At 63.8% G+C, this 19,370-nt stretch carries 15 protein-coding genes; 5 read left to right on the top strand and 10 right to left on the bottom strand.

Annotated features, from left to right (window positions below; genetic code table 11):
- Positions 1–38: 38 nt before the first annotated feature.
- Complete coding sequence (dnaE, locus tag LPW39_RS15465) at positions 39–3,584, bottom strand: DNA polymerase III subunit alpha (protein WP_230776926.1); 3,546 nt, start codon at positions 3,582–3,584, stop codon at positions 39–41.
- Positions 3,585–3,812: 228 nt separating this feature from the next.
- Here dnaE and LPW39_RS15460 point away from each other — a divergent pair, with 228 nt between their 5' ends.
- Positions 3,813–4,622, top strand: coding sequence for an outer membrane protein assembly factor BamD (locus LPW39_RS15460; protein ID WP_230777316.1), 810 nt, complete (start codon positions 3,813–3,815; stop codon positions 4,620–4,622).
- Positions 4,623–4,697: 75 nt separating this feature from the next.
- On the opposite strand, the gene LPW39_RS15455 is transcribed toward LPW39_RS15460, so the two are convergent.
- Positions 4,698–6,746: an ATP-dependent DNA helicase gene (locus tag LPW39_RS15455; RefSeq protein ID WP_230776917.1), complete on the bottom strand. Its 2,049-nt coding sequence runs from the start codon at positions 6,744–6,746 to the stop codon at positions 4,698–4,700.
- Positions 6,747–6,944: 198 nt separating this feature from the next.
- On the opposite strand from LPW39_RS15455, the gene LPW39_RS15450 reads away from it, so the two are divergent.
- On the top strand, positions 6,945–7,769 hold the full coding sequence (locus LPW39_RS15450; protein WP_230776915.1) for a PP2C family protein-serine/threonine phosphatase: 825 nt from the start codon (positions 6,945–6,947) through the stop codon (positions 7,767–7,769).
- Positions 7,770–7,851: 82 nt separating this feature from the next.
- Here the strand turns inward: LPW39_RS15450 and LPW39_RS15445 are convergent, their stop codons facing one another.
- From LPW39_RS15445 to LPW39_RS15415, 7 genes are all read right to left on the bottom strand, one after another.
- The gene (locus LPW39_RS15445; protein WP_230776906.1) at positions 7,852–8,649 is read right to left on the bottom strand and encodes a MetQ/NlpA family ABC transporter substrate-binding protein; all 798 of its coding nucleotides are present in this window, start codon (positions 8,647–8,649) and stop codon (positions 7,852–7,854) included.
- Between the two features lie 111 nt (positions 8,650–8,760).
- Entirely contained in the window at positions 8,761–9,879 is a 1,119-nt protein-coding gene (locus LPW39_RS15440) for a DUF6817 domain-containing protein (RefSeq protein ID WP_230776904.1), read from the bottom strand.
- A 142-nt stretch (positions 9,880–10,021) separates the two neighbouring features.
- Positions 10,022–10,687 (bottom strand): methionine ABC transporter permease, encoded by a 666-nt coding sequence (locus LPW39_RS15435; RefSeq protein WP_021025822.1) that lies wholly within the window; start codon positions 10,685–10,687, stop codon positions 10,022–10,024.
- Between the two features lie 20 nt (positions 10,688–10,707).
- A complete protein-coding gene (locus tag LPW39_RS15430; protein ID WP_230776902.1) occupies positions 10,708–11,760 on the bottom strand; it encodes a methionine ABC transporter ATP-binding protein in 1,053 nt (350 codons plus the stop codon).
- A 179-nt stretch (positions 11,761–11,939) separates the two neighbouring features.
- Positions 11,940–12,659, bottom strand: a complete 720-nt coding sequence (locus tag LPW39_RS15425) for a hypothetical protein (protein WP_230776893.1) — start codon at positions 12,657–12,659, stop codon at positions 11,940–11,942.
- 3 nt (positions 12,660–12,662) lie between these two features.
- Complete coding sequence (locus LPW39_RS15420; protein ID WP_230776891.1) at positions 12,663–13,115, bottom strand: DNA polymerase III subunit chi; 453 nt, start codon at positions 13,113–13,115, stop codon at positions 12,663–12,665.
- A 14-nt stretch (positions 13,116–13,129) separates the two neighbouring features.
- On the bottom strand, positions 13,130–14,704 hold the full coding sequence (locus LPW39_RS15415) for a leucyl aminopeptidase (RefSeq protein ID WP_230776889.1): 1,575 nt from the start codon (positions 14,702–14,704) through the stop codon (positions 13,130–13,132).
- A 23-nt stretch (positions 14,705–14,727) separates the two neighbouring features.
- On the opposite strand from LPW39_RS15415, the gene lptF reads away from it, so the two are divergent.
- Positions 14,728–15,828, top strand: a complete 1,101-nt coding sequence (gene lptF / locus LPW39_RS15410) for an LPS export ABC transporter permease LptF (protein ID WP_230776887.1) — start codon at positions 14,728–14,730, stop codon at positions 15,826–15,828.
- The gene (lptG, locus tag LPW39_RS15405; RefSeq protein WP_230776885.1) at positions 15,825–16,919 is read left to right on the top strand and encodes an LPS export ABC transporter permease LptG; all 1,095 of its coding nucleotides are present in this window, start codon (positions 15,825–15,827) and stop codon (positions 16,917–16,919) included. Before lptF ends, lptG begins: the two co-directional genes overlap by 4 nt.
- A 156-nt stretch (positions 16,920–17,075) precedes the next feature.
- On the opposite strand, the gene LPW39_RS15400 is transcribed toward lptG, so the two are convergent.
- Positions 17,076–18,272 (bottom strand): HPP family protein, encoded by a 1,197-nt coding sequence (locus LPW39_RS15400; RefSeq protein WP_230776883.1) that lies wholly within the window; start codon positions 18,270–18,272, stop codon positions 17,076–17,078.
- A 230-nt stretch (positions 18,273–18,502) separates the two neighbouring features.
- Between LPW39_RS15400 and asd the strand changes: the two genes are divergently transcribed.
- Positions 18,503–19,351: an archaetidylserine decarboxylase gene (asd, locus tag LPW39_RS15395; RefSeq protein ID WP_230776881.1), complete on the top strand. Its 849-nt coding sequence runs from the start codon at positions 18,503–18,505 to the stop codon at positions 19,349–19,351.
- The last annotated feature ends 19 nt before the right edge of the window (positions 19,352–19,370 follow it).

The raw sequence follows: 19,370 nt of genomic DNA, 5'->3' as shown, positions 1-19,370 counted from the left end.
ACTGGCGCAGCCGTATTCTCAGCCCCGGCAAAATCTTCCTAGACCATGCTTTCGTAAACGATTTTGATGGCTTCGTGGCCTGCTTCCTGGGACCAGGCAGCCATCGCCTGGTCGCTGGGGAAGAAGCGCGCCGCATCGCCCAGATTGAGCTCCACGCCGGCCCGGGTCTCGCCCTGGCCGCAGACCACGCCCAGGCGGATCTTGAGGCCGTGGCGCAGCACACCTTCGTCGGTATGCTCCTCGACTGCGGGAAACTCCTGAATCAGCCGCGCAACATCGGGCTGGTGGCGGTCGGTGTTGACCAGCAGGTAGCGGCCAAAGCGGGCCCGCGCATCGGCCAGACCCCAGACATGCTGGGCCTTGGCGCGCAACCCGCCGCTGAAATGGTCCTGGCCGATGCGGGCGCTCAGAATGACGAATTCATCGTCCTTGAGCTGCTCCTTGTGGCGGTTCCAGGTGGCCTCATCCAGCGATCCTTCGATCACCCCCGACTTGTCGTCGATCTTGAACAGCACCAGCTTGCCGCGCTGGCCGTTGATGACGCGCATGTCGCTGATGATGCCCGCCACCGTCTGGGGCTCGCGGCTGTCCTTGAGCTGGGAGATCGGCGTGCGCACAAACTGGCGCACCTCCAGCTCGACCTCGTCGAACAAATGGCCCGACAGGTAAAAGCCGATGGCGGTCTTCTCCTGCACCAGCCGCTCCTTGATGCCCCAGGGCAGCACATCAGCCAGCGGTGGCTCCTGCGTGCTCGATCCCACGGCGTCATCGCCCATCATGTCAAACAGGCCGCCCTGGTTGGCATTGGCATGGGTGGTGGCGGCAAATTCGAAGGCCACATCGACCGATTCGATCAGCGCGCGGCGGTTGAGCTGGATGCTGTCAAAGGCGCCGCCCTTGATCAGCGCTTCGACCGTGCGCTTGTTCAGCTTGCTGCGGTCCACGCGCAGGCAGAAGTCGAACAGGCTCTTGAACGGCCCCTTGGTATCGCCCTGGGGGCCCGTGCCCTTGCCTTCGCGCGCCGCAACAATGGCCTCGATGGCGGCCTGGCCGGTGCCCTTGATGGCGCCCAGGCCATAGCGGATCACCTTGTCAGTCACCGGCTCGAAGCGGTGGTGGCCCCGGTTCACATCGGGCATCTCGAAGGTCATGCCCATCTTCAGCGCGTCTTCGTACAGCACCTTGAGCTTGTCGGTGTTGTCCATTTCCACGGTCATATTGCCGCAGTAGAACTCTGCCGTGTAGTGCACCTTGAGCCAACCGGTGTGGTAGGCCAGCAGCGAGTAGGCCGCGGCGTGCGACTTGTTGAAGCCGTAGCCCGCAAACTTCTCCATCAGGTCGAACACTTCGTCGGCCTTGGCCTCGTCGATGCCGATCTTGGAGGCCCCTTCGCGGAAGGTGGCGCGATGCTGCACCATCTCCTCGACCTTTTTCTTGCCCATCGCGCGGCGCAGCAAGTCGGCGCCGCCCAGGCTGTAGCCGCCCAGCACCTGGGCCGTCTGCATCACCTGCTCCTGGTAGACCATGATGCCGTAGGTCTCGGACAGCACCTTCTCGACCAGCGGATGCGGGTACTCCACCACTTCCTTGCCGTGCTTGCGCGCCACAAAGCTGGGGATCAGGTCCATCGGGCCCGGACGGTAGAGCGCATTCAGCGCAATGAGGTCTTCCAGGCGGCTGGGCTTGGCTTCCTTCAGCATCTGCTGCATGCCGCGCGATTCGAACTGGAACACCGCTTCGGTCTTGCCGGCCGAGAACAGCTGGTAGGTGCGGGCGTCGTCGAGCGGAATCTCTTCGAACTTGAAGTTCTCCTGCCCCTTGTGGCGCTTGATGATGAACTCGCGTGCGATCTCCAGAATCGTCAACGTCGCCAGACCCAGGAAGTCGAACTTGACCAGGCCCACGGCCTCGACGTCGTCCTTGTCATACATGGCCACCGCCGAGGTGCTGCCCGGCTGCTGGTAGAGCGGGCAAAAATCGGTCAGCTTGCCCGGGGCGATCACCACACCACCGGCGTGCATGCCGATGTTGCGGGTCATGCCTTCGAGCTTCTGGGCCATCTCGATCAGGGTCTTGACGTCCTCTTCCTTCTCGATGCGCTCGGCCAGGATCGGCTCTTCCTTGATCGCATAGGTGTACTTGTCGCCTTCCTTCGGAGGATTGGGCGGGTACTTCAAGGTCACATGCAGGCCCGGCTTGTTCGGGATCAGCTTGGAGATGCCATCGCAAAAGCCATAGCTCATGTCCAGCGCCCGGCCCACGTCGCGGATCGCCGCGCGCGCTGCCATCGTGCCGAAGGTCGCAATCTGGCTCACCGCATTGCGGCCGTAGAGGTCCTTCACATAGTCGATCACCCGGTCCCGGTTGGCCTGGCAGAAGTCCACGTCAAAGTCGGGCATCGATACGCGCTCTGGGTTCAGGAAGCGCTCGAACAGCAGGTTGTAGTGAATCGGGTCCAGATCGGTGATCTTCAGCACATAGGCCACCAGCGAACCGGCTCCCGATCCCCGGCCCGGGCCCACCGGGCAGCCATTCTTCTTGGCCCAGTTGATGAAGTCCGCCACGATCAGGAAGTAGCCGGGGAAACCCATCTTCAAGATGATGCCCAGCTCGAACTCCAGCCGCTCGACATACTTGGGCCGCTCGGCTTCGCGCTTGGCCTCGTTCGGGAACAGCAGCTGCAGGCGGTCCTCCAGCCCCTCGAAAGAAGCCTGGCGGAAATACGCGTCGATCGGCATGCCATTGGGCGTAGGGAAATCCGGCAGAAAGTACTTGCCCAGCTGCAAGGTGACGCTGCAGCGGCGGGCGATCTCGGCCGTATTGGCGATGGCGCTGGGCAGGTCGGCAAACAAGGCCTCCATCTCGGCAGCGGTCTTCAGGTACTGGTCGCGGGTAAAGCGCTTGACCCGCTTCTTATTGCCCAGGGTCTCGCCCTCGGCGATACAGACACGGGCCTCGTGCGATTCAAAATCGGCAGGCTTGGTGAACTGCACCGGGTGTGTGGCCACGACTGGCAGCTTGAGATTGGCAGCCAGCGCGACCGCAGCGGCCACATGGCTTTCGTCATCGGCGCGGCCAGCGCGCTGCAGCTCGATATAGAAACGGTGCGGGAACAGCCCCGCCAGGCGCAGTGCCACGCTGCGTGCGGTCTTTTCATCCCCACGCATCAGCGCCTGTCCGACGGGGCCGGCCTGGGCGCCCGACAGCAGGATCAGGCCGTCTGACAGCTCCTCCAGCCAGGCCCAGGTGCACTGCGGCTGCGCTTTGATGGTGTCGGCCATCCAGATCCGCGCCAGCAGTTCCGACAGGTTCAGGTAGCCCTGCTGGCTCTGGATCAGCACGATGATGCGCGACAGCGGCCCGCCTGCCACCTCGGGCTCCAAGGTCAGTTCGGCACCCAGAAGAGGTTTGACACCTGCGCCACGGCCCGCCTTGTAGAACTTGATGGCGCCGAACAGGCTGTTCAAATCGGTGAGCGCCATCGCCGGCTGGTTATCACCCGCAGCGAACTTGATCAAATCGCCTACGCGATTGGTGCTGTCGATGATGGAGAACTCGGAGTGGATGCGAAGGTGTACGAACATATCCCTGCATTGTAGGAAAGCCGCAGCACCGTCTGTGCAAACCATGGCATATCTGGCGTGGAATGTTACACAGCCCTACTCGCTACAAGTCCGGCTCTGCGAGACCGGGCTGCGCGCCGATTACAATGGCCCAGATCAGAGGGCGCGGCACGGGCTGCGCCGCTGCGTGGCTGGCCTTGCCGCCCCACGCAGTTTTTCAGCTTTCCGTCCATGGATTTCAAGCCAAAAATGCTGTTTGCGTACCCCAAATCGAAGGTTCCCGCTATCGCTTCCGTAGCACTTGCCGCTTTGCTGGCAGGCTGTTCATCGACCGATGTGGATCCCACCGCCGGCTGGAGCCCGAACAAGATTTATTCGGAAGCCCGCGACGAAGCCTCCTCGGGCTCGTTCGACAAGGCTATTCCGCTGTATGAAAAGCTGGAAGGCCGCGCTGCCGGCACCGCGATGGCGCAGCAAGCGCAGCTGGAAAAGGCCTATTCCCAGTACAAGAGCGGTGAAAAGGCCCAGGCCATCGCCACCCTGGACCGCTTCGTCAAGCTCCACCCCGCCAGCGAAGGCGTGGACTATGCGCTCTACCTCAAGGGCCTGGTCAACTTCAACGAAAACCTGGGTCTTTTCTCCTGGGTGTCCAAGCAGGATCTGTCCGAGCGCGACCAGAAGGCCGCCAAGGATTCGTTTGAATCCTTCCGCGAGCTGACCACGCGCTTCCCCGAGTCCAAGTACGCTCCCGACGCTGAAAAGCGCATGCGCTACATCGTCAACTCGCTGGCCCAGTATGAAGTGCACGTCGCCCGCTACTACTACGAGCGCGGCGCCTATGTGGCTGCCATCAACCGCGCCCAAAGCGCCATCTCCGACTACAAGGAAGTGCCCGCCCAAGAGGACGCGCTCTACATCCTGATGCTGTCCTACGAGCGCCTGAACATGGCCGATATGGCTGCCGACACCAAGCGCGTGCTGGAAGCCAGCTACCCCAACACCCGCCTGCTGGCCAATGGCTTCCGCAAGGAAGATCGCCCCTGGTGGAAGATGTGGTGATGCAAGGCGCTTAAAGCCCCTAAGCTGAGATAGCCAAGCGGCTGCTGCAAGTTACAAACTGCAGCAGCCGTTTTCTTATGTGCCGATCTCTTTGTCCGCCAGGGCCTGCAAAAACGCAGGCAAGGCTTCGTCATCCAGGCTGGGCAGCGGTGGCAGTGCTGCCAGCAAGGCAGCGCCATAGCTGCGGCTGTGCAGGCGCTCGTCGGCAATCACCACCACGCCCTGGTCGCTGGCCGACCGGATCAGCCGCCCGACACCCTGGCGCAGCTGCATGGCGGTCTGGGGCAACACATAGCGCTCAAACGCATCGCGGCCCGCCGCACGCAACGCCTGCACCCGCGCCGCATGCAGCACATCATGGCGCGGCGGAAACGGCAGTTTGTCGATCACCAGCAGCTGCAAGGCTTCGCCGGGCAGATCTACCCCTTCCCAGAGGCCCAGGGTACCGACCAGCACCCGGCCAGTCTTGCCGCCGGGCGCGGTTCGCATCGCCTGCAGCAAGTGGCGCTTGGGCTGCTCGCCCTGCTGCAGCACGCGGATGGCCTGGCCCTGCAGCCCCAGGCGCAAGGCCTGGGCCAAGGCCTCCATCGCGGCCGTTGATGTGCAAAGCACCATGCAGCGCCCGCCCAGCGTCTTCAAGTGCGGCAGCAGCCATTGCGCCAGCGCCTGTGCGCGCTCGGCTGCCGGCGCATCGGTGCCGGGCAGGCCCTGCGGCACCACCAGGCGGGCCTGCTGCGCCCAGTCAAAATGGCTGCGCAAGCGCAGGCTGGCGAGCAAGGGCGCATCGCCTGCCTCGCTGTTGTCACTGCTGTCGCTGCGCAATCCCAGGCCCTGGGCAAACCATGTAAGCGCCTCGTCATCACCCAAAGTGGCCGAGGTAAACAGCCAGCGCTGCACCCCCTGGCCCAGCCAGCTGCTGGCCTGCACCTGGGGGCTCAAGGTCTGCAGCGCCTGCCAAAGCCACAGCGGAGATTCGCGAAAGCCCTGGCGCCAGGCATAGCGGCCATAGGCCTGCAGGTCGCCAGCCTGGCCTGCGCGCACAACGCCGGGCGAATCCCACCAGCGCACGAGGTCCTTGCCGACGCCCTGGGCCCACTGGCGCAAGGCCTGCAGCATCACATTACCCTGGCCTGCCAACTGGGCCACCACGGCGGCGCTGCCGGCCACTCCTTGCAAGGCGGCAACCAGGGCCGACAGCGCATTGTGCAAATGGATCAGCGCCTGGCGGCTGGTGGCGCGGGCCGCTGCATCGGCGGGCGCATCGGCCGGCCCCAGCGCCTGTTGCTCGGCCTCCATCCACTGCGCCATGGCCTGCTGCACCTTCTGCTGCAGTGCCTGCCAGGGCGCAAAGCCGCGCGCATGCAGGCTGGTTTTGCGCTCCACCGTCTGCAGGTAGTCGCGCATATCACCCACATTCAGGCCCTTGGCCAGCACTTTCAGGCCAATGGCCTGCAGCTGGTGGGCCTCGTCCATCACCATGGTCTGCGCCAGCGGCACAAAGCCATGGCCCACGCCCAGCATCTGGCGGTGGCGCAGCTCGCTGAAAAACAAATGGTGGTTGATCACCAAAATATCTGCCTGCGCGGCGCGGGAGCGGGCCTGGTTGGAGAAGCAGCGCTCGAAGTGGTTGCAGCGCTGGCCCAGGCATTCGTCATGGCTGGCAGTGATATGCGGCACCAGGCTGGGCAGGTGGCTGATGTCATCCAACTCGGACAGGTCACCGCCTTGGGTGCTTTGCGCCCAGCGCTCCACCTGGGCCAGCGCGCCTGCATGCTGGCCTTGCAGCTTGCTGCGCGCCTGCTCCAGGCCATGCAGGCAGACATAGTTCTCCCGCCCCTTGAGCACGGCCACCTTGCGCTGCAGGCCCTGGTGGGCCAGCAGTGCCGGAATGTCGCGGTCCACCAGCTGGTCCTGCAGTGCCCGCGTAGCGGTGCTGACCACAAAGCGCTCCTGGCGCGCCAAGGCCGCTATCAGATACGCATAGGTCTTGCCGGTACCGGTGGGCGCCTCGATCGCCACCCGCTGGCCCTGGCCCCAGGCTGCCTCAATGGCCGCAATCATCTGCTCCTGCTGCGGGCGCAGGCGCAGCGGGGCATCACGGGAAGTGGCGGCGGACAAGGGCATCGATGGATCGGTTTCGGGGGCATGGCAGTCTAGCGCGTTCGGCGCCCTGGCCTGGGCTGTCGGCCCGCAACACCCCAGGCGTTGGTATACAAACATCGGTTGACAGCGTAATCCCGCATGGTTTGGCGGTCCGCCAGGCAATCTGCTCTATGATTCCCCTTCCATTCACCCCGCTTGCATACGACACCCCCTTCGCGCATGAGCACCAGCTACCGTCTCTCTGCCGCTACCGGCCTGCACAAAGGCGACCGGCCCTACCAGCAGGACCAGGTCATCATGCTCGCCCACCCGCGCGCCAAGGGCTGTGTGCTGGCCGTGGTGGCCGATGGCATGGGTGGCCGCAGCGGCGGGCGTGCCGCGTCCGACCAGGTGATGCTGACGGCCAAGCAGGTGTTCGAGCGCTACTCGCCAGAGACCGACAACGCCGAAGAAATGCTGGGCAACCTGGTGCGCGAAGCCCATTTGCTGATCCGCCTGGTGGCCATTGCCGCCGAGCAGGAGCCCCACAGCACCATTGCCGCCTTTCTGATTCTGCCCAACAGCGCCTGCGCCTGGGTGCATTCGGGCGATTCGCGCATCTACCATTTTCGCGATGGGCAGCTGCTCTACCAAACCAGCGACCACTCCTATGTGCAGACCCTGGTCGACCAGGGCCAGATCACCCTCGAAGAAGCGCGCTACCACCCGCAATCCAATATCTTGCTGCACTGCCTGGGCACCGCCGATGACCCGCCCCTGATCCACCACCGCATTCCGATGCTCAAGCAAGGCGATGTGCTGCTGGCCTGCAGCGATGGCATCTGGCACTACTTCTCGCCCGACGAGCTCTCCTCCATCACGCGCCTGCTCTCTGCCCGCGAGGCCAGCCAGTTCCTGATCGAGCGCGCCCGCATGCGCGCCTCGGGCTCGGGCGACAATATGTCGCTGGCCATCGTCAAGGTTGAGCCCCTGCCCGCAGAAGTGACCCAGGCCGTCGTACCGGGCAGCAAACGCGCCAAGGCCAAACCACCGGTACGCAGTTGAAGCGCTGAGCCTGATACACCCCTCAAAAGCAAAAGCCTCGCAGCGATGAACTGCGAGGCTTTTTTCGCTGGTGGTGCTGGGCTTAGAAGCCGGGCATCACTGCACCCTTGAACTGGGTGTCGACAAACTTGCGGATCTCTTCGCTGTGGTAGGCCTTGACCAGCTTGGCCACCCATGGCTGGTTCTTGTCCGCTTCACGGATCACCAGAATGTTGACATAGGGGTTCTTGGCGTTTTCAACCACGATGGCGTCGGACTTGGGGTTCAGGCCAGCCGAGATCGCGAAGTTGGTGTTGATCGCCGCAGCGTCCAGGTCATCCAGCGAGCGCGGCAGTTGGGCCGCGTCCAGCTCGACAAAGCGCAGCTTCTTCGGGTTCTCGACCACATCCAGCGGCGTGGCCTTCAGGCCGGCGCTTTCCTTGAGCTTGATCAGGCCATTGGCCTGCAGCAGCAGCAGTACGCGGCCGCCATTGGTGGGGTCATTGGGCAGACCGAAGCGGGCGCCGTCTTTCAGCTCATCGATCTTCTTGATCTTCTTGGAGTAGATGCCGATCGGGAAATTGACCGTATCGGCCGCCGCGACGAACTTGTAACCACGGTCCTTGATCTGGGCATCCAGATAGGGCTTGTGCTGGTAGCTGTTGGCATCGAGCTCACCGGACTGCAGCGCGGCATTGGGCTGGATGTAGTCGCTGAACTCGATGACTTTGATCTTCAGGCCGTCTTTTTCGGCGATCTTCTTGACCTGCTCCATGATCTGGCCGTGGGGGCCGGCGGTCACGCCGATCTTGATTTCCTTGTCTTGTGCGACTGCAGCGCCAGAGACACCGGCGGCCAAAGCCAGGGCCAGCACGGATTGCAGCAATGTACGTTTTTGCACGGGAGCGATACCTTTCAAATGCGATACCGAAATGTACGCCCGATTTTGCAACGCAACAAAGAACTTTTTGCCATTTGCTTACAACCCGCTGGCCATTGACAGGGACGTGTTTTATTCCGGCCGCAGCGCGACGTTGTTCAGCTTGTCCAGGCGCTCAGGCCAGTTGCCGTTCCTGGCGTGTTGCTGCAGGATGCGGGTCCAGGCCACCCAGGCATCCCATTGCACGCGCTTGTCCCAGGCATTGCCCCATTGGCTGAAGCACTGCAGCGCGCTGTCGGCAGCGGCCAGCGCATCGGCTTCGCGCCCGGCGCTCAGGTAAAGCTGGGCCAGCACCATCTGCGGCTCGCCCACCCAGGGGTTGAGCTGCACGGCCTGCTCCAGCACGCCGGTGGCCACATCCAGATCGGTCAGCGGCTGGTCCTGCTGGATCACCGACCAGTACAGCGACGCGGCCGCCGCATCGGCCGATGGGCTCAGGCCCTGTGTGCAGTTGGCAAACACCGGCGGCGTGGGCAGCAGGCCCTGTAAGGCCGGGTGCTGCAAGGCCAGGCCCAGGCTGGCAATCTGCGACAGCATGCGCCCGCTAGGCCGCATCGGGCCGGGCCAGAGCGAGGCCATCCAGTGCGCCTTTTGCGGGCGCTGGGGCACCTGCGGAAAGCTGGAGAAAATATCGTCCTGCCAGCTGAACCACTGCTCTATGGTGTCGGCCATGCTGACGATGATGAAGGCCGCCACGGTATAGGGTTCGACCCGGCGTGGCGCACCCTTGTGGTCCAGCAGCACGGCACCGTCGGCCTCAATAGCACCGGCCAGCACCTTCTGCACAAACTGGGCGCGCGACAGAATGCAGAACTCGTAGACCAGCTGCTCGGCCGGCTCGCCCACCAGGGCGGCAAGCTGGCTGCGTTCGCTGCTGGCATCGAACTTGACCAGGTCCACAAAGGCATTGCCATAGACGCTGTGCAGCAGGCCCAGCAGCTTCACATCCTCCGGCTGCTGCCACAGCTGCAAGGTGCGTGTCACCCCCAGCAGATGGTGGCGAAAGGTGCCGGCCTTGTGCCAGTCCTGGCCCACATCGCGGGCCAGCACCACCGGCAAGGCGCGCGCCAGCGCCGGGTGGGCGTGGATCCAGTTCTCATCGAGCAGGGGCTTGGCCCGCAGCCATTGCGCCGGGTCCAGCGCCTGCAGTGGCAAGGCATGTGCGGTGGCAGTGGGCAAGGCGGCATTCATGGCGGTCTCCAAGGCGTGGGCAATGCTGCATTGTAGGCAGAGCCCACCGCCCGCAACGCCCTTGGGCGACAGCCGCCGCCAGCCCATGAAAAAAGCCCATGCGCAGTGCACATGGGCTTTGGCGGCTGCTTGGGGCAGCGGATTACTTGTGGCTCAGGCGGCGCACGGCCCAGTCGCCCAGGCTTTGTACCAGCTGCACAAAGATGATCAGGATGACGACCACAGCCAGCATGATGTCCGGCAAAAAGCGCTGGTAGCCATAGCGGATACCCAGATCGCCCAGACCGCCGCCGCCAATGGCGCCGGCCATAGCCGAGTAGCCGGTCAGCGAGACAAAGCTGATGGTCAGGCCGGCAACGATGCCGGGCAGCGCCTCGGGCAGCAGCACTTTCCAGACGATTTGCCAGGAGGTCGCCCCCATGGCTTGCGCGGCTTCCACCAGGCCGTGGTCCACTTCGCGCAGCGAGGTTTCCACCAGGCGGGCAATGAAGGGCGCAGCGGCCAGGGTCAGCGGCACAATGGCCGCAGCCGTGCCGATGGAAGAGCCGGTGATGAAGCGGGTGAACGGGATGATCGCCACCAGCAAGATGATGAAGGGCGTGGAGCGCACGGCATTCACCAGCCATCCAACGATCTTGTTGGCAGCGCCGTTTTGCAGGATACCGCCATGGTCCGTCAGGCGCAGAAACACGCCCAGCGGAATGCCGATCAGCGCGCCGGCCACGCCGGAGATGCCGACCATGATCAGCGTTTCCCACAACGAGGTGGCAAACAGCTGCAGCATCATTTCAGAAAAATTCTCAAACATCGATGACCTCTTTGCGGGTGTTAGGCGGCCGAGGCCTCGGTATTGACTTCCTGCACCATCACGCCCGAGGCGCGCAGCGCTTCCACAGCCGCATTGAGCTGGGCCAGATCACCGCTGGCGTAGACCGCCAGAAAGCCGAAGGTCTGGTCCTGGATCTCATCGACCTGGCCGTTGAGGATGCTGACATCCAGGCCAAAGTCACGGATCAGGCGCGAGAGGATGGGCTGGTAGGCCAGGTTGCCGGCATAGGACAGGCGCAGCAGCTTGCCCTGGCCGCTGGACAGCGCGCAATTAAGGCTGCGCACCCGGTCGATGACGCTGGCGGGCAGCTCCTGGGGCACGATCTCGTCGATCAAGCTCTTGGTGATGGGTTGCTGTGGGCGGGTGAAGACGTCGATGACCGAGCCCATCTCCACCACCTTGCCCGCCTCCATCACCGCCACCCGGTCGGCAATCTGCTTGACCACCTGCATCTGGTGGGTGATCAGCACCACGGTCAGGCCCATGTCCTTGTTGATCTGCTTGAGCAGCGCCAGCACCGAGCGGGTGGTTTCCGGGTCGAGCGCCGAGGTGGCCTCGTCGCTCAGCAGCACCTTGGGCTCGCTGGTCAGTGCGCGGGCAATGCCCACGCGCTGCTTCTGGCCGCCAGACAACTGCGCGGGGTAGCGGTCGCTCAGCGCCGCCAGGCCCACCAGGTCCAGCAAGGGATCCACGCGCTTTTTGATCGCGGCCTTGCCCATGCCGGCCAGCTCCAGTGGCAGCGCGGCGTTGTCAAACACCGTGCGGGACGACAGCAGGTTGAAGTGCTGGAACACCATGCCGATCTCACGGCGCGCGCTGCGCAGCTGCGCATCGTCCATCGCCGTCAGTTCCTTGCCATTGACCACCACTTGGCCTGTGGTCGGACGGTTGAGCAGGTTGATATTGCGCACCAGCGAGCTCTTGCCCGCTCCGCTGCGTCCGATGATGCCAAACACTTCACCAGCGGCAATGCTCAGATCGACACCGCGCAGTGCCTGGACCGGGCCGTTTTTGCCCGGGTAGGTTTGGGTGATACCCCGTAGTTCAATCATTGGAATAAAGAAAGCGCCCTGCAGCGTGCAGCGGGCGCCTGAAAAAAACCTGGAATAAGCGTACTGTAAGCGATGCGACAGCCAGCACCAAAGAACGAAATTTTAGTTCTTTACAACCGCCGGTTATTTCACTAGGTCTTTTTTGTCATCAAAAAGCTGATGAGCCCATGCGCAGATGGCTAGCGTGGCGGGTTCTGGGTCTCGCGCAGAATGCGGGCCACCGCGTCGGCCACCGCCTCGCGGATGGTGCTGTCAATCTCCAGCTGCAGCGAGGATTGCAGCAAGGCCGTCTGCTGCTCCACCACCTTCAGCACGGCTGCCGAAAGGCGCGTGTCCAAGGTCTCCTGCACGCGGCGGGTGACGCGGCGGGTGATCGCGTCCTCCAGTGCCTGCGCGGTCTCAGCGGCGGATTCAACCAGGTGGCTGGTCGCATCTGACACGGCCATGCCCTCGCCGCCCATCGCGTTTTGCACCAGGCCGGGTGTGTCCTGGCCATCGCTGTCATCCACCACCGCGCCAGCGCCAGCCGTTGGCAAGCCGGCCGGTTGGCCCGCGCCTTGCACCAGGCTGGGCAGGCTGTTGCTCTCCGGCACCGGTGGGGTGGGCGCGGCAAAGGCTTGCGCGCCGCTGCCCAGGGGCAGTGCTGCATCGGCCTGCTGCGCCCAGCCGCTGTAGGTGGGCAGGTCGGCAATATCGGCGACCGGTTGGGCCCAGGCACTGGAGGCAGGCACATCCACATCGCGGCGCCGGCGCAGCACATCCACGCCAGGCGGTGTGCTGTCAGGCGCTACAGGGGCTGCACCGCCAGGCACCACATGGGGCAGAGCGTCGGCGGCCTCCTGTGCGGCTTCTTCCGTCAGGGTGGGCACAAACTTCGGGGGAATTCTGGACTCGGTCATGGCTCAGTCCTCCGACTTCATCACCAGATCGCGGCGCTCGATGTCATAGCCCATGGCAGCGTAGGCGCGCCAGCGCGCCCTGGCCTGCTGCCGGTCCTGCTCGTCATCGGCGCTGACCACTTCAATCACCCGCCCGAAGCGGGTGACATCGGCGGGCATCTCCGCGCCCAGGTTCAGCAGCACCTGCGTATGCGGCAGGCTGTCGGCCAGCTCGCTGACCAGTACCGTGGGCGAGCGCTGCAACACCTCTGGCGCTGCGTCCCCCCGGCAATGGGCCAGAAACTGGCTGGCACCGCCAAAGGACCACAGCGCTTCGTCGAGTTGGGCCACCATGGCTGGCTCGCCGAGCACCACCAGCGGAATATCCATGCGCTGGAGCTTGCGCGCCAGCTTGCAGGCATAGGCCAGCTTGCTGGGCGCGTTGAAGTGAAAGGCTACCGTCGTGGGGGTCGTCATAAGGCAGGCTGTGTTTACTGGGCGTCCGCCTTGTCAGCGCCGTCCACATTGACCGCCGCCTTGCCTGGCTTGGCCACTGCTGCAGGCTTGTCTGCCTTGCTGGCCTTGGCGGGCTTGACCGTCTTGGCCTGTTCGGCAGGCGCTGCGCCCTGGGCGCTGCTCAGCAGGTACTGCAGCAGCAGGCCCACGGGACGGCCGGTGGCGCCCTTCTTGGCGCCGCTGCGCCAGGCGGTGCCGGCGATGTCCAGGTGCGCCCAGGCCATGCTGCCCACAAAGCGCTGCAGGAACTTGGCCGCCGTGATGGCGCCTGCCGGGCGACCGCCTACATTGGCCACATCGGCAAAGTTGGTCTTCAGGCCTTCGGCGTATTCGTCGTCCAGCGGCATGCGCCAGCAGTGGTCCTGCGCCTGATCGCCCGCGGCCTGCAAGGCCTGTGCCAGTGCGTCGTTGTTCGAGAACAGGCCGCTGCGCTGCGCGCCCAGTGCAATCACGCAAGCACCGGTCAGGGTGGCGATATCGACCACGGCGCTGGGCGAGAAGCGCTCGGCATAGGTCAGCGCATCGCAGAGCACCAGGCGGCCTTCGGCATCGGTGTTCAGGATCTCGATGGTCTGGCCGCTCATGCTGGTGACCACGTCACCAGGCTTGACTGCAGCGCCATCGGGCATGTTCTCGCAGGCGGGGATCAGGCCGACCACATTGATCTCGGGCTTCAGCTCCGCCAGTGCACGGAAGGTGCCCAGCACGCTGGCGGCGCCGCCCATGTCGTATTTCATCTCGTCCATGTCGCCCGCAGGCTTGATCGAGATGCCGCCGGTATCAAAGGTGATGCCCTTGCCCACCAGCACCACCGGCTGGCTGTCCTTGTCGGCGCCGTGGTAGTGCAGCTCGATAAAGCGCAGGGGCTCCTTGGAGCCCTGGGCCACGGCCATGAATGAACCCATACCCAGCTTGGCCACGTCCTCGGGCTTGTGGATCTTGCACTTGATGCGTTTGTGATCAGCAGCCAGGGATTCAGCGGCCTCGGCCAGCAGCTTGGGGGTCGCGTAGTTGGCGGGGCGGTTCGCCCATTCGCGGGCAAAGGCCACGCCTTGCGCGGTGGCCTTGGCCACTTCAAAGGCGCGCTCCAGCGCCGGTGCATTGGGCGCACCCAGCACCACGGACTTGAGCGCCACAGCCTTGGCTGATGGCTTGGTGGTGCGGTACAGGTAGGCGCTGTCGGCCAGGCATTGCAGCAGCGCATGCAGTGCGCCATCGGCCAGTGGCTGGGCGCTGACCACGGTCACGCGCTCGGTTCCATCGCGCGTCAGCGGACCAGCCACGCCTGCCAGCGCCTGGCGCACGGCCTGGGGCGAACCATCACCAATGCCCAGCAGCAACAAATGACGGGCTTGGATGGCGGGCACCGCATACATTGCCAGCAACTTGCCGGTTTTTGCCTCAAAATCACCATTTTTCTGCGCGTGTGCAATCAGGGTGGACAATGCATCACTGGTTTTGGGCTGCTTGTCAGCCACCAACACAATCAGCAGGTCGCCGGACTGCAATGCGGCCGAAGCCAAATCCAGAGTTTTGAGTTCAAAGTTCATAATCGGTGCTTTCCTTCTCGCCAATGTTATTCGATTCCTCGATCCGTAAAGAGCTATCCCGCAGCTTTGGTGCCACCTTGGTGGTGCTGGTGACTGTGGTGATGACGATGATGCTCATCAAAGTGCTGGGCCAGGCCTCGCGTGGCAGCGTCAACCCTTCCGATGTGTTGCTGGTGATGGGCTACACCGTGCTGGGCCAATTGCCGACCATTTTGAGCCTTTGCCTTTTCATCGCCGTGGTGGCGACCTTGTCGCGCATGTACCGCGACAGCGAAATGGCCGTGTGGTTCAGCAGCGGTCAAAGCCTGGTCAGCTTTCTGCGTCCGCTGATGCGATTTTCCTGGCCCATCATGGTGGTCATTGCCGTGCTCGCCCTGCTGGTATGGCCCTGGGCCAACCAACAGATTGTGCAGCTTCGTGCCCAATATGAACAGCGTGGCGACGTCGACCGCATCGCGCCTGGGGAATTCCAGGAATCGTCGGACGGCTCACGCGTGTTCTTCATCGACCGTGACCGCAGCTCGGACCTGGAGGCGAGCAATGTCTTCATCGTTACCAATGAAGACAAGAAAGACACCGTGACAACCGCCAAGAGCGCGCACCTGGAAGTGCAGGAGAATGCCCGCATTGCCGTGCTCAACGATGGCCAACGCGTCGAAAAAAACAAGGATACGCCGGGCCTCAAGGTCAGCGACTTCAAGGAGTACGGCACCCGCATCGGCAGCGCCGCCACGATTGACCCCAATGACATGGGTGCTGTGAAGAACATCCCCACCCGCCAGCTGATGGCCAGTGAGGAGCCACGCCTGCTGGGCGAGTTGGGCTACCGTCTGGGCCTGGCGATTGCAGCTATCAACTTTGTGGTGCTGGGCCTGGCCATGGCCAGCGTCAACCCGCGTGCGGGCCGCAGCAGCAGCCTGGTGTTTGCGCTGTTTGCTTTCATCGTCTATTACAACCTCATGACCTTTGCCCAGAACTGGGTGTCTTCGGGCAAAGCCTCGCTGCCGCTCTCCTTTGTTCTCATCCATGGCCTGACAGCCCTGCTCGCCTGGACCTTGCTGCTCAGCCGCAACCAGCAGTTCTCGCTGCTGCAATGGGTACGCCGCATCGGGAGCCGCGCATGAAGACCTTCCGCAAAATGATCTACCGTGACATCGCCGTGACCGTCGGCTTTGTCACCCTCGCCTTCCTGGCGCTGTTCTTCTTCTTCGACCTGGTGGACGAGTTCCGCTGGATCGGTACCGGCACCTATGAGCTCAAGGATGCGCTGTTGAGCGTGGCGCTCAACATTCCCAACCATATCTACGAGCTGCTGCCGATCACGGTGCTGATCGGCACGATCTTTGTGATGGCCCGCATGGCGCAGACTTCCGAGTTCACCATCCTGCGTACCAGCGGCCTGGGCCCCTGGCAGGCGCTGGGCAGCCTGCTGAGCATTGGCCTAGCCTTTGTGGTGCTGACCTTTGCGATTGGCGACTATGTGGCGCCCGCCGGCGAGCAGGCCAGCCAGCTGGTGCGTGCCCAGCGCTTTGGCCAGCTGAGCACCGGCCGCACCGGCGCCTGGCTGCGCGAGAAGCGCGAGGACGGCATGGCCGCCATCAATGTGCGCGCCATCTCGCCCGAAGGCGATCTGCAGCGTGTGCGTGTCTACAGCTTCGATGACCAGGGCCGCATCCAGATGCAGCTGACCGCTGCCGGTGGCACGTTTGGCAATGGCGTCTGGCAGTTGCACCACATCCAGGAGCAGCGTTACTACCTGGGCGACCAGCGCCAGGCGCGTGTCGAAGTCAAGAACCTGGAGACGATGGACTGGCCGACGTCGGTGACCAGCAGCATGGTGGCCGCCGCCGTGCTCAAGCCCGACCAGATGAGCACCTACGATCTCTTCCTCTATGTGAGCCACCTGCAGGCCAACGGCCAGAGTGCGCAGCGCTATGAGATCGAGCTGTGGCGCAAGGTGTTCTACCCCATCAGCTGCCTGGTGATGGTCGTGCTCGCCCTGCCCTTTGCCTACCTGCACTTCCGCTCGGGCGGCATCACCGGCTATGTGTTTGGCGGCGTGATGGCGGGTATCAGCTTCTTCCTGCTGAACAACGTGTTTGGCTTTGCCGGCAACCTGCAGAACTGGCACCCGATGCTGACCGCTGCCGCGCCGGGGCTGATCTACTCGCTGCTGTCGCTGGGCGCCTTCAGCTGGCTGGTGCTGCGAAGGTAGCGGGGCTTGGGAACCCTCTGCCCCCCAGCCTTGGGCGAGGGTTCTGCAGAGGGTTCCTGGCCCCAGAACAAGTTCAGGCGTCGTGAAGAACAAAGCCCTGCAGTATCGCTACTGCTGGGCTTTTTAAATTCAAACCGAGATCACTAGAACTTCCGCTCAGGCATCCTCACGCGGCAGCGACAGCGCCGCTGCCATCTCGCGCATCAGATCGGTCTGGGAGATGATGCCGACCAGCTTGCCCTGCCGGTTGACAACAGGCACATGGTGCAGCTTGGCGCGCGAGAAGATGGCGATCAGGTCGACCATGCGGTCATAGCTGCCCACCTTGGAGACCTCGGTGGTCATCAGGTCGCCCACCAACTGGCCGGGGTCCTTCTTGCGCAGCACCCAGTGCTTGAGCTTGCTGCTGAGGGCAGTCGGGGTGGCGGCCAACGCATGGTTGAGCAGATCGGTGGCGGTGATGATGCCCACCACCCGCTGCACAGCATCGACCACCGGTAAGGCCTTGATGCGGTACTGCTGCATCAGCGACCAGGCATCCTTGATGCTGCTCTCCGGCCGCGTCGCATGCACCGGGTGGGACATCACATCTTCGCAGCGCACATTGCCCAGGGTGCGCTTGAAGGCCGCCTGGCTTGCGCCGTGCAGCAGCGCTTCCAGGTCTGCACGGCTCACATCCAGCACGCCATTGAAATGCTCCAGCGCGTCGTCCAAATCGCTGCCTTCGATGCTTGCGCTGGATGCCCGCGAGGCTTGGGCCGACTGCGCCTTCTGGCTGTGCTGGGGCGCGGGGTAGCGCTTGCCGGTCATGCGGTTGTAGGCGGTGGCCAGCAGCACCAGAACAACCAGATTCAGCGCCACCGGATTGAGCAGGATCGACACATCGTGCCAGCCCTGGATGGCCATCCACATCGCCAGCGCAGCCCCCGGCGGGTGCAGGCAGCGCAGCACTACCATCACCATGATGGCCAGGCCTACCGCCACGGCAGCGGCCAGCAGCGGATCGGGAAACACCAGCACGGCCACCCAGCCTGCCAGCGCCGACAGCAGGGAGCCGCCAATCACCGGCCAGGGTTGCGCCATCGGGCTGGAGGGCGTGCCGATCAGCAGCATGGCGCTGGCCCCCATCGCGGCAAACAGCCAGGGGCTATGGTCATGCTGGCCCCAGGTCTGGCTGGCCATGCCGGTGAGCCAGAGCACCACGATCGCACCCACGACCATGCGCGCCAGCTCCAGCCCATTGACATGCGCAGCCGATGGCAGAAAGTTGCGCAACCACAGCTGCAGCCGCGCGCGGCGGCGAGCCGCTCCCGGTGCAGGGCTGGGTTGGGAAGGGGGACGGGCAGAAGACATGGCGAGACAGAAGGCGAGATGCTGGCTGGAGGTCCGTCATCATAATCAGGCCTTGGACTACAAGCCCAGCCGCTGCTGTCACCCCTGCTGACAGCAGCGGCATCGCCGACCAGGCATTTGGCGACAAATTGTCAGCACATGACCGACAAAAGCTGCATTTCACAACGTAATTTGTCATGGGCACGACACAGTGTCGATAGAATCGGCGGTTTACTGTGACGGCCCTGACCATGCGCGATCGAATTGCTGTTTTGCCCCAATACTTGCTGCCCAAGAAATGGATGACCGCGCTGGCCGGCACATTGGCGTCGGCGGAACTGGGCGGCGCAACCACCAGCTTCATCCGCTGGTTTGTCGGCAAGTACCAGGTCAACATGGATGAAGCAGCGCAGCCCGATATTGCGCAGTACAAGAGCTTCAACGACTTCTTCACCCGCGAGCTGCGTGCAGGCGTGCGCCCCATGGCCCAGGCCGACTTGGTCTGCCCGGTCGACGGCGCCATCAGCCAGTGCGGCGCCATCGCACAGGACCAGATTTTCCAGGCCAAGGGCCACAGCTACAGCACCACGGCCTTGCTGGGCGGCGATGCGCAGCTGGCCGCGCAGTTCCACAACGGGCAGTTTGCCACCATCTACCTGAGCCCCCGCGACTACCACCGCATCCACATGCCCTTGCGCGCCAAGCTGCAAAAGATGCTCTATGTGCCCGGTGATCTGTTCTCCGTCAACCCACTGACCGCGCGCGGCGTGCCCGGCCTGTTTGCCCGCAATGAGCGCGTGGTCTGCGTGTTTGAATCGCGCATTGGACCGGTTGTGATGGTGCTGGTGGGCGCGACCATTGTCGGCAGCATGTCCACCACCTGGCACGGCCAGGTCAACCCACCGCGCACGCGCAAGATTCGGACCTGGGATTACCAGACCCAGCCGATCGTGCTAGAGCAAGGCGATGAGATGGGCCGCTTTCTGCTGGGCTCGACCATTGTGCTGCTGCTGCCCGAAGGCAAGAGCGCCTTCCATGCCGACTGGGCTGCGGCCAAGCCGGTGCAGCTGGGTGAAGCCATGGGCACGCTCAGCCGCTGACGCGCAACGATCCTGTCCA

Origin of the sequence: Comamonas koreensis (assembly GCF_021026195.1) — a bacterium.
Lineage (GTDB): Bacteria > Pseudomonadota > Gammaproteobacteria > Burkholderiales > Burkholderiaceae_C > Comamonas > Comamonas koreensis.
Note: the sequence above shows the minus strand (reverse complement) of the source record. Positions and strands in the feature narration are given on the sequence as shown.